An 8340-nucleotide genomic window follows, 5' to 3' on the forward strand; every position below is an offset into this window, starting at 1 on the left:
ATACCATTGGCGCATAAATCTACTAGACACGGATTTCCATGCGTCACATCTTTTTGTCTTTGCTTTACCTGATCTGCTGCCAAACCTTCGCCGCAGGTAATACCCAAAACGAATCCTTCAGCAAAGCCAAACGCTTACTGCTGTCCAATGTCTATGCCGGACACCATAAAACCCTCTATTGTGATGCGGAGTACCGTGCGGACAAACAAGTCATTACGCCCCTCGGCTTTACCACCACCAAACAAGTCAGACGCGCCAAGCGTATCGAGTGGGAGCATGTCGTGCCGGCCGAAAATTTTGGTCGCAGTTTCGCCGCCTGGCGTGAAGGCGATAGCCAATGCATTACCAGCAAAGGCAAAACCTACAAAGGCCGCAGATGTGCTGAAAAAGTGGTTCCGGAATACCGCTTGATGCAAGCGGATATGTACAACCTGTTTCCGGCCATCGGCGCGGTGAACGCCCTGCGCAGCAATTACACTTTTACACTGCTTCCCCATACACCTGTCGACTTCGGCAGCTGCGCCATGAAGATTGATAATCGCAAGGCAGAACCGCCCGAATCCGCTCGCGGACGTATTGCCCGCACCTACCTGTACATGGACGCCACCTATCCCCGCTTTTCCATGTCACGCAAAACCCGGCAACTGATGGAAGCCTGGGACAGAATGTACCCAGTCGCTCAATGGGAGTGCGATCGCGCCAGCCGTATTAAAGCTCTGCAAGGCAATGACAATGCCGTCATGGATAAAGCCTGTGGCCGCTGGATCGCAAATACCCCATAAAGATAACACCTAGATTGGTACAGCCAGCCGTTCCGAAACAGACACTCCCTTCGAAATAGATAACCCCAACCCTCAATAGTCACTACACTGACTTATAAGACGCTTAATCTGTGTCAGTCTCCGTCTATGAGGTCAGGGTATGTGGTTACAAACCAGTTGCGAGCTCAAATTCTCCATCAGTTGTCACACACCATTTGTGCTGATGCTGCGCCCCCGCAGTGGCGCCCAGCAATGGGTGGCCAGTGAGGAATATCTGCTCTACCCCAATGTGCCCGCCTTCGAGTTTACCGATGACTTCGGCAACCTCTGCCAGCGCCTGGTCGCCAAGCCCGGCGAGTTCACCATTTATACCTCGGCCAAAATCAAAACCGCAGACAGCGTCAATCAACTGCCCGGCGGCGTGTTTGTAGAAGTGCAAAACCTGCCCGACAGCGTTTTAAAATATCTGCTGCCCAGTCGCTACTGTGAATCCGACCGTTTTGGCGACATGGCAACCGAGATCACCGCGAGCCAACTGCCCGGCTACGACCAAGTGGCCGAAATCGAACGCTGGCTCTACAACAATGTGTCTTTTCAACCCGGCAGCAGCCCTCTTCCCGTGTCTGCCACCGAAGTAAATCAACAGAAGTTTGGCGTCTGCCGTGATTTCGCTCATCTGGGTATTGCCCTGTGTCGCAGCCTCAGCATTCCCACCCGCATGGTGGTGGGATATTTATACGGCCTGCAACCCATGGAATTACACGCCTGGTTTGAAGCCTATGTCGCTGGAAATTGGTACACCTTCGATGCTACTCAGCAGTACAAAAATGGAGGCTATGTGGCGATTGGTTATGGGCGCGATGCGGCAGACGTAGCGATTTATAACCAGTTTGGACCGCCGGTTGTTCCTAATGAGCAAAATGTCAGAGTTGATTTGTTGCCGGAATAATTTGAGGGCAAGGTATTGAGAGAATGATTGGCAGCTGTAATGGAGAGATGGGTGCTTAAAGCCTGCGGGCTTCTTCGGCGGTCTTAATTGCTTCGCAATTAATCGAACAGGAGGTTCTTACCGACCGAAGCCATCAGAGTAAAACAAAAAAGCCCGGCACAAGGCCGGGCTTTTTTGTTTCAATATGGCGCACTCGGAAGGATTCGAACCTTCGACCGCTCGGTTCGTAGCCGAGTACTCTATCCAGCTGAGCTACGAGTGCGTTGTGTTGAGGCGCGTATAATAGGGATGAGGCCCTGATGAGTCAAGCCCTTTTCTGAAAAAAAACACTAACTTTATCAGCGACTTAATTGGCGCTTTGTTTACCGCCAGAATGGTGATTTTTCACACCATTCGACCACGGCTCCCTTCCTTTTCAATTTCTTATCTACCTCAGTTGACATGCACTCTTACAACCACCACAATTAATGATAATGATTATCATTTAAAGGAAATTACTTATGTCTTCTCTCTGCCCTGAACACCGTCAGGAAATCGCCAGCTCACCACAACAAGCCCTGCAGCACTTTAAACAGTGCATGAGCTCCGGCAAGCTGTTTCATAACAACCGGGATTTTAAACAAGCCTGCCAGCGATTCTCGCAAGCGTTGAGCGTATCCCAGCTGCTGATTGATCTGCGACCTTTGCAGGGCTCTCAGAATTACCTGTCTCTTAAAATTGCGGCCTCGCACAATCTATCAGCTTCTTTTTCTGCGCTTGGTCAGCTGGCCAATGCCTGTCGGGTACTGGAGGAGCTTCATCAGTCGCTGCTAAAACTGTGTCTGGCACCGGCTGTCTCTCGTTCGTTGAGGATTGCCGCTCTGGGCGCCCTGGATAACTCGCTGTTTTCGCTCACCAGTAATCTGGGCTTAGCTGGCAAGGTGGATCAACTGTATAAGGTCATCAGTGAAACAGACCGAGTTGCCGAACTGGCCGCCGCGCAGCTGTTGCATTGATAAGATCAGGTTGCTGCAGCCTTGTTTTTGCCAGTACGCCGATAAGGCTTGTTATTAGAAGACTTGCTGCCAGACGACTTGCCGCTAGGGGACCGTTTACCTGTGGTGCGCTTTCCCTTGGTCTTGAAAGTAGCCTTCGACCGAGCGCCACCGAGGCCTTTTAGGCCGTGAAAGGATGACGCCTTCGCCTGCTCAATCAGCCCGTACAGGCTATCGACCATCGGATCCATAAAGTGGCGGTACTGAGTTTCCCGCTGACTGATGGCATCCAGTTGCGATTCCCACCTCGCGGTCATGTCAGGCCAGGTCGCGCTATCCGGCAAGGCGGTAATCAACCCCTTTCCAGCAGCAGTGGCGTTAATCGCCTTGCCTTTACGAACCAGAAAACCGCGTTTGAACAACAGCTCAATGATGCCGGCCCTTGTGGCCTCAGTTCCCAAACCGTCAGTTTCTTTGAGGATTTTCCGCAGCTCTGGATCAGACACAAAGCGGCCAATGCCCGTCATGGCGGATAGCAAGGCGGCGTCCGTAAACGACTTGGGAGGACTGGTCTGTTTGGTGACGATTTCGCCCCGCTCACACTCCAGCAGCTCGCCAACCGCCATAACGGGCAAACAGGCATTGGCTGAGTCCTCATCGTCCGCCTGAGTTTCCTTTGCTTTAGTTGAAGTCTTTTTGGGAAACAGGCAAGTCCAGCCCGCTTCCGTGGTCTGTCGTGATTTGGCCACAAACTGCCCTGTCACAATGCGCAGTTCCGCGCGAACCTCGGCGTAACTCTCCGGGGGCAGGAACTGGGCCATATAATTGCGACACACCAATTGATAGACCTTGGCTTCCGTATCGCTCAGGCGAGTCAGTGATTTTTGTGTCGGGATGATGGCATGGTGGGCATCGACTTTGGCGTCATTCCAGGCACGACTCTTACGTTTAAAATCTGCCTGTTTCACAGCGCTTTCAAACGCTGCTTGCCCCAATTGCACCATATTTCGCACAGCCACCTGAGTCACATCGCGCCCCTGGGCAAAGTGAGCCAGAGGCAAGTGACGGCTGTCGGACCGAGGATAGGTAATTAATTTGTGTTTTTCATACAGCGCCTGACAGCATTCCAGAACCTGTTGAGCGCTCAAGCCAAACGCTTTGTTGGCATCGATTTGCAAGCTCGACAAGCTGTGCGGTAACGGTGCCGCTCGTTGCTTTTGTTGACGCTTGTAAGCCACCACTTCTGCCGGCTGACCGCTAATCCTCGTCGAGACGTTCTCCGCCAGTGGTCTCGACAGGTTGCGCCCCTGCTCATCCAGAAAATCGGCACAGCTGTCACTGGGCACCCATTTCGCTTTAAAACGCTCACCGCTGCCGGCGCACAGATGCGCCCAGACATCGTAGTAGTCGTGGGGGACAAACTGCTCGATCTCCTGATCGCGCCGCACCACCAATCCCAGCACAGGCGTTTGCACCCGCCCCACCGACAACACGCCCTGATAACCTGCCTGCTGCCCCTGCAAGGTATAGGCACGGGTCATATTAAGACCGTACAGCCAATCGGCTCTTGAGCGTGCCAGCGCCGAGGTCGAGAGCGGAATAAAATCCTGATTACTGCGTAATTGTTGCAGCGCTTTCTGTACAGCCGGCTTGTTCAGATCACTGATCAAACAACGCTGAATCTGTTGTTTTTTGGCAGAGCTGACACCCAGATAATCAATTACCTGATCCACCAATAGCTGTCCTTCCCGATCCGGGTCCCCTGCGTGAACCAGCTGATCTGCCTGTTTGATCAGCTTGCGCAACACCGTTAACTGCTTACGAGTCTTGGGCTTGGGGGTCAGTTGCCACTTCTCCGGCAGGATGGGCAGCGTATCGTGAGACCATTTTTTGTATTTCGGATCGTAGGCATCCGGCTCCGCTTGTTCCAGCAAATGTCCGATACACCAACTCACCACATCGCCATTGGCCAGTTGAATATGACCTTCAGCATTTTTGTGCGAACCGGGAATCGCGCTGGCAATGGCACGCCCAAGACTGGGTTTTTCAGCGATATAAAGGATCATAAAACAGAGGCAACCGGATGCTGTACATATAAACAGTATACGTATTCTGACTGCATCGACAAGCTGTCAACCCACAGGTAAGCTGTTGCGCATCGAAAAATTTCCCCAATACAGTAAAAAGCATGAGACGCACCCATTATGAGTTACCTTCCCTGCATTGAAATTGAACCCCAAGGCTCGGCCACCGCTTCTGTTATTTGGCTTCATGGCTTAGGCGCCAGCGGCAATGACTTTGCCCCCATCGTGCCGGAACTCAACTTGCCAGACTCAATGGCAGTACGTTTTGTGTTTCCTCATGCGCCCAGCATTCCTGTCACCGTCAACGGCGGCATGGCAATGCCCGCCTGGTATGACATCCTAAGCATGGATATTGATCGAAAAATCGATGAGACGCAGATTCTGCAATCTGCAGAGGCTATTAATGCACTGATTGATCGGGAAATAGAACGGGGCGTGGAGAGTGACAAGATCCTGATTGCCGGATTTTCACAAGGCGGCGCGGTGGCTTACCAAACAGCTTTGAGTTACCCCAAACCTCTGGCCGGTCTGATGACCATGTCCACCTACTTTGCCACCCACGAGACACTCTCACCGAGCGCCGCTAACCAAGCGCTGGAGATTTTTATCTCCCACGGCACTCAGGATCCAGTTGTTCCGGAGTTATTGGGACAGCGCGCCGTTGAGTTACTGCGAAGCAAAGGCTATGAACCACTGTATGCGACCTACCCCATGCAACACGAAGTCTGCCTGCCTCAGATCCAGGATATTTCCCGCTGGCTGCAGGAACGTTTGAGCTAGGGTCTGTTAATACTCGCGTCACACTCCCTGCTGGGTCAGCCATTGCTTCAGCTGCCCCAGCGGTACAGCGCCAGACAAACGCGCCACTTCTTTACCGGCTTTAAACAGAATCAACGTCGGGATCGAACGAATCTTCCAACGACCCGCGATACCCTGCTGAGCCTCGCTGTTTAGTTTTGCCAAACGCAGACGCGGCTCCAGTTCGCGAGCGGCCTGCTCAAACACAGGCGCAAAGCTTTTACAGGGACCGCACCAGGGCGCCCAGCAATCGACCAAGACCGGGATTTCGTTGTGATTGAGCACAGCGGCCACATTCGCAGAAGAGAGCTCAACCGGTTTGCCAGCAAAAATCGGCTTCTTGCACTTTCCACATTTCGGCCCATCTCCCAGACGATCGGTGGGCAGACGATTTTTAGCATTGCATTTGGGACAGGTCACGTTTGTTGTTGTCATACAGAAGTACTCGATTAAAGCGGTATCAAACACCGAAGAACATTTGATCGAAAAAATGGACAGCGCGTCAGTGGCGATTGTAACAAGTCAGCGATTGTGCGGCACATCCCAAAACCATTGCTTTCAGGTTGCCTTTCGTGCGGATCGCTCGAAAGATAAGCGATGTTCGCCCGGTATTGTCCTCATCAAAAAAATAGAGTTGTCGGCACCTTGCTTAGCGCAAACCGACACGGTATAAACCGGCTAGTATTCGGTCAGTGTCACTGATCGACGACCAATAGGTAATGTGTAGTTCATGAGTGTAGATTCTTCTTTGGCGGTGGATCAATCATCGCAAGCCCCGAGCTTTCGTCTTAAAGGGGGGCTATTCCCTTTGACCTTACTGGAATTGGCCAGTTCTGATTTACAGCGTCTGCGCGATGATTTGACGTTGAAAGTCGCCGAAGCGCCCGCCTTTTTTCAACAAGCACCTGCCGTACTCAGCCTGGAAGTGTATGAGGACTCGGCCCCGGTTCCGGATTTGCGAGCCATTCAACAGTTGTGCCTGGAGTTTGGTCTGATTGTTGTCGCCTTGCGTGGCGCCAACGAAGCACTGCAAGCCACCGCAAAAGAACTTAATTTAGCCATACTGGCTAATAGTCGATCAAAGCCATCCAGCAGCATCGCAACTGAGAAGGTTACTGACGAGAACGAACCCCAGACCGTTAGCGTTCCGGCTGAAACTGCCGAACCCGTTATGGATGACCTGTTCGAAGCTGGCAATGCCCCGATCTTGGACGATGCCATTGATGATGTGCCCGTCAACAGTCCGAATCCGACACAAACCAAAGTCATTACCACACCCGTTCGATCCGGCCAGCAGATTTATGCCGCCGGTGGCGATCTGATTGTGTTGGCTCCGGTTTCCGCCGGTGCAGAATTGCTCGCTGACGGCAATATTCATGTGTATGGTGCCCTGCGCGGTCGTGCTCTGGCGGGTGTTAAAGGCAACACGGAAGCTCGCGTGTTTTGCCAAAGCCTTGAAGCTGAGTTAATTTCTATTGCCGGTTATTTCAAATTGAATGAAGATTTGCGGGAATCGCACTGGAAACAATCTATTCAAGCGTCCTTAACCGACGAAACACTGAATATTGAGCCGTTAAAAGCTCGCGGTCGCTAGGCGAATCTTCAACGCTCCGACTCGAACAAAAAACAAAGAAACCCGTAACTATTTACAACAATTTCCACTTACATATAGGTAAAAACTTGTGGCCAAAATAATTGTAGTAACCTCCGGAAAAGGTGGCGTAGGTAAAACCACTACCAGCGCAGCCATCAGCAGTGGTCTTGCCATGCGCGGACATAAAACTGCGGTCATTGATTTTGATATTGGCCTGCGTAATCTTGACCTGATCATGAATTGTGAGCGTCGCGTTGTGTATGACTTTGTCAATGTGATCAACGGCGAAGCCACGCTCAAGCAGGCGCTGATCAAAGACAAGCGCTGCGAAAATCTGTACATCCTGCCGGCATCCCAAACCCGGGACAAAGACGCCCTGACCATAGAAGGCGTTGAGGGTGTCCTCAATCAACTGAAAGATGACGGCTTCGAGTACATCATCTGCGACTCCCCTGCCGGCATTGAGCACGGTGCATTTATGGCACTCTACTTTGCCGATACTGCGATTGTGGTCTCCAATCCGGAAGTTTCCTCTGTGCGTGACTCCGACCGCATTCTGGGTATCCTGCAAAGCAAGTCTCGCCGTGCAGAAGAAGGCAAAACCGTGGAAGAGTACCTGCTGGTGACTCGTTACAACCCGGGACGCGTAGAAACCGGTGACATGCTGGGCGTAGAAGATGTGCAGGAAATTCTCGCGACCACCTTGCTGGGCGTGATTCCGGATTCCGAGTCTGTACTGAAAGCCTCGAACCAGGGGCTGCCCATCATTCATGATAAGGAAAGCGACGCCGGTCAGGCCTATCAGGACGCCGTTGCCCGCCTGCTGGGCGAAGAAGTTGAGCACCGCTTCCTGTCTGTTGAAAGCAAAAGCTTCTTCCAGCGACTGTTCAGGAGGTCCGCGTGAGCATTTTTGATTATTTCAAAAGCAACAAAAAGAACACCGCCTCCATCGCCAAAGAGCGTTTGCAGGTTATCGTCGCGCACGAGCGCAACAAACGTAATCAGCCAGACTACCTGCCTGCCCTGCAGCAGGAAATTCTGGAAGTGATTCGCAAATACGTGCCGATTGAGCAGGATCAGATCGATGTGCAACTGGAAAACAATGGCGATTGTTCCATTCTGGAACTGAACGTCACCCTGCCCGACTGATCTTACACTCCGGCTGCACTAAAACCTTTTG

The 8340-nt window shown here is 52.1% G+C and carries 9 protein-coding genes and 1 tRNA gene; 7 read left to right on the top strand and 3 right to left on the bottom strand.

Annotated elements, in window-relative coordinates; translation table 11 throughout:
- Nucleotides 1-38: 38 nt before the first annotated feature.
- Nucleotides 39-782, top strand: coding sequence for an endonuclease (locus ACTG33_RS14720; protein WP_439135981.1), 744 nt, complete (start codon nt 39-41; stop codon nt 780-782).
- 139 nt (nt 783-921) lie between these two features.
- On the top strand, nt 922-1710 hold the full coding sequence (locus ACTG33_RS14725; protein WP_439135982.1) for a transglutaminase-like domain-containing protein: 789 nt from the start codon (nt 922-924) through the stop codon (nt 1708-1710).
- Between the two features lie 185 nt (nt 1711-1895).
- Here ACTG33_RS14725 and ACTG33_RS14730 read toward each other — a convergent pair.
- Nucleotides 1896-1972 (bottom strand) — tRNA-Arg (locus tag ACTG33_RS14730).
- A 238-nt stretch (nt 1973-2210) separates the two neighbouring features.
- Between ACTG33_RS14730 and ACTG33_RS14735 the strand changes: the two genes are divergently transcribed.
- Nucleotides 2211-2705: a hypothetical protein gene (locus ACTG33_RS14735; RefSeq protein ID WP_439135983.1), complete on the top strand. Its 495-nt coding sequence runs from the start codon at nt 2211-2213 to the stop codon at nt 2703-2705.
- Nucleotides 2706-2710: 5 nt separating this feature from the next.
- On the opposite strand, the gene ACTG33_RS14740 is transcribed toward ACTG33_RS14735, so the two are convergent.
- Entirely contained in the window at nt 2711-4750 is a 2040-nt protein-coding gene (locus ACTG33_RS14740) for a DNA topoisomerase III (RefSeq protein WP_439135984.1), read from the bottom strand.
- 138 nt (nt 4751-4888) lie between these two features.
- Between ACTG33_RS14740 and ACTG33_RS14745 the strand changes: the two genes are divergently transcribed.
- Entirely contained in the window at nt 4889-5548 is a 660-nt protein-coding gene (locus ACTG33_RS14745; RefSeq protein ID WP_439135985.1) for an alpha/beta hydrolase, read from the top strand.
- An 18-nt stretch (nt 5549-5566) separates the two neighbouring features.
- Here ACTG33_RS14745 and trxC read toward each other — a convergent pair whose 3' ends face one another.
- A complete protein-coding gene (gene trxC, locus ACTG33_RS14750) occupies nt 5567-6001 on the bottom strand; it encodes a thioredoxin TrxC (protein WP_439135986.1) in 435 nt (144 codons plus the stop codon).
- Nucleotides 6002-6296: 295 nt separating this feature from the next.
- Here trxC and minC point away from each other — a divergent pair, with 295 nt between their 5' ends.
- The 3 genes from minC to minE all read left to right on the top strand — a co-directional run bounded on the left by minC (nt 6297) and on the right by minE (nt 8309).
- Nucleotides 6297-7160 carry a septum site-determining protein MinC gene (gene minC, locus ACTG33_RS14755; protein WP_439135987.1) on the top strand — a complete coding sequence of 288 codons (864 nt, stop codon included), beginning with the start codon at nt 6297-6299 and terminating at the stop codon, nt 7158-7160.
- Between the two features lie 88 nt (nt 7161-7248).
- Nucleotides 7249-8064 (top strand): septum site-determining protein MinD, encoded by an 816-nt coding sequence (minD, locus tag ACTG33_RS14760; RefSeq protein ID WP_439135988.1) that lies wholly within the window; start codon nt 7249-7251, stop codon nt 8062-8064.
- Nucleotides 8061-8309 (top strand): cell division topological specificity factor MinE, encoded by a 249-nt coding sequence (gene minE / locus ACTG33_RS14765; protein WP_439135989.1) that lies wholly within the window; start codon nt 8061-8063, stop codon nt 8307-8309. The genes minD and minE overlap by 4 nt, the downstream gene beginning before the upstream one ends.
- The last annotated feature ends 31 nt before the right edge of the window (nt 8310-8340 follow it).

Origin of the sequence: Pseudomaricurvus sp. (genome assembly GCF_965662505.1) — a bacterium.
Classification (GTDB): domain Bacteria; phylum Pseudomonadota; class Gammaproteobacteria; order Pseudomonadales; family Cellvibrionaceae; genus Pseudomaricurvus.

Coding starts and splice junctions, on each gene's coding strand:
- ACTG33_RS14720 (WP_439135981.1), top strand. CDS start 39: ATGCGTCACATCTTTTTGTCTTTGCTTTACCTGATCTGCTGCCAAACC.
- ACTG33_RS14725 (WP_439135982.1), top strand. CDS start 922: ATGTGGTTACAAACCAGTTGCGAGCTCAAATTCTCCATCAGTTGTCAC.
- ACTG33_RS14735 (WP_439135983.1), top strand. CDS start 2,211: ATGTCTTCTCTCTGCCCTGAACACCGTCAGGAAATCGCCAGCTCACCA.
- ACTG33_RS14740 (WP_439135984.1), bottom strand. CDS start 4,750: ATGATCCTTTATATCGCTGAAAAACCCAGTCTTGGGCGTGCCATTGCC.
- ACTG33_RS14745 (WP_439135985.1), top strand. CDS start 4,889: ATGAGTTACCTTCCCTGCATTGAAATTGAACCCCAAGGCTCGGCCACC.
- trxC (WP_439135986.1), bottom strand. CDS start 6,001: ATGACAACAACAAACGTGACCTGTCCCAAATGCAATGCTAAAAATCGT.
- minC (WP_439135987.1), top strand. CDS start 6,297: ATGAGTGTAGATTCTTCTTTGGCGGTGGATCAATCATCGCAAGCCCCG.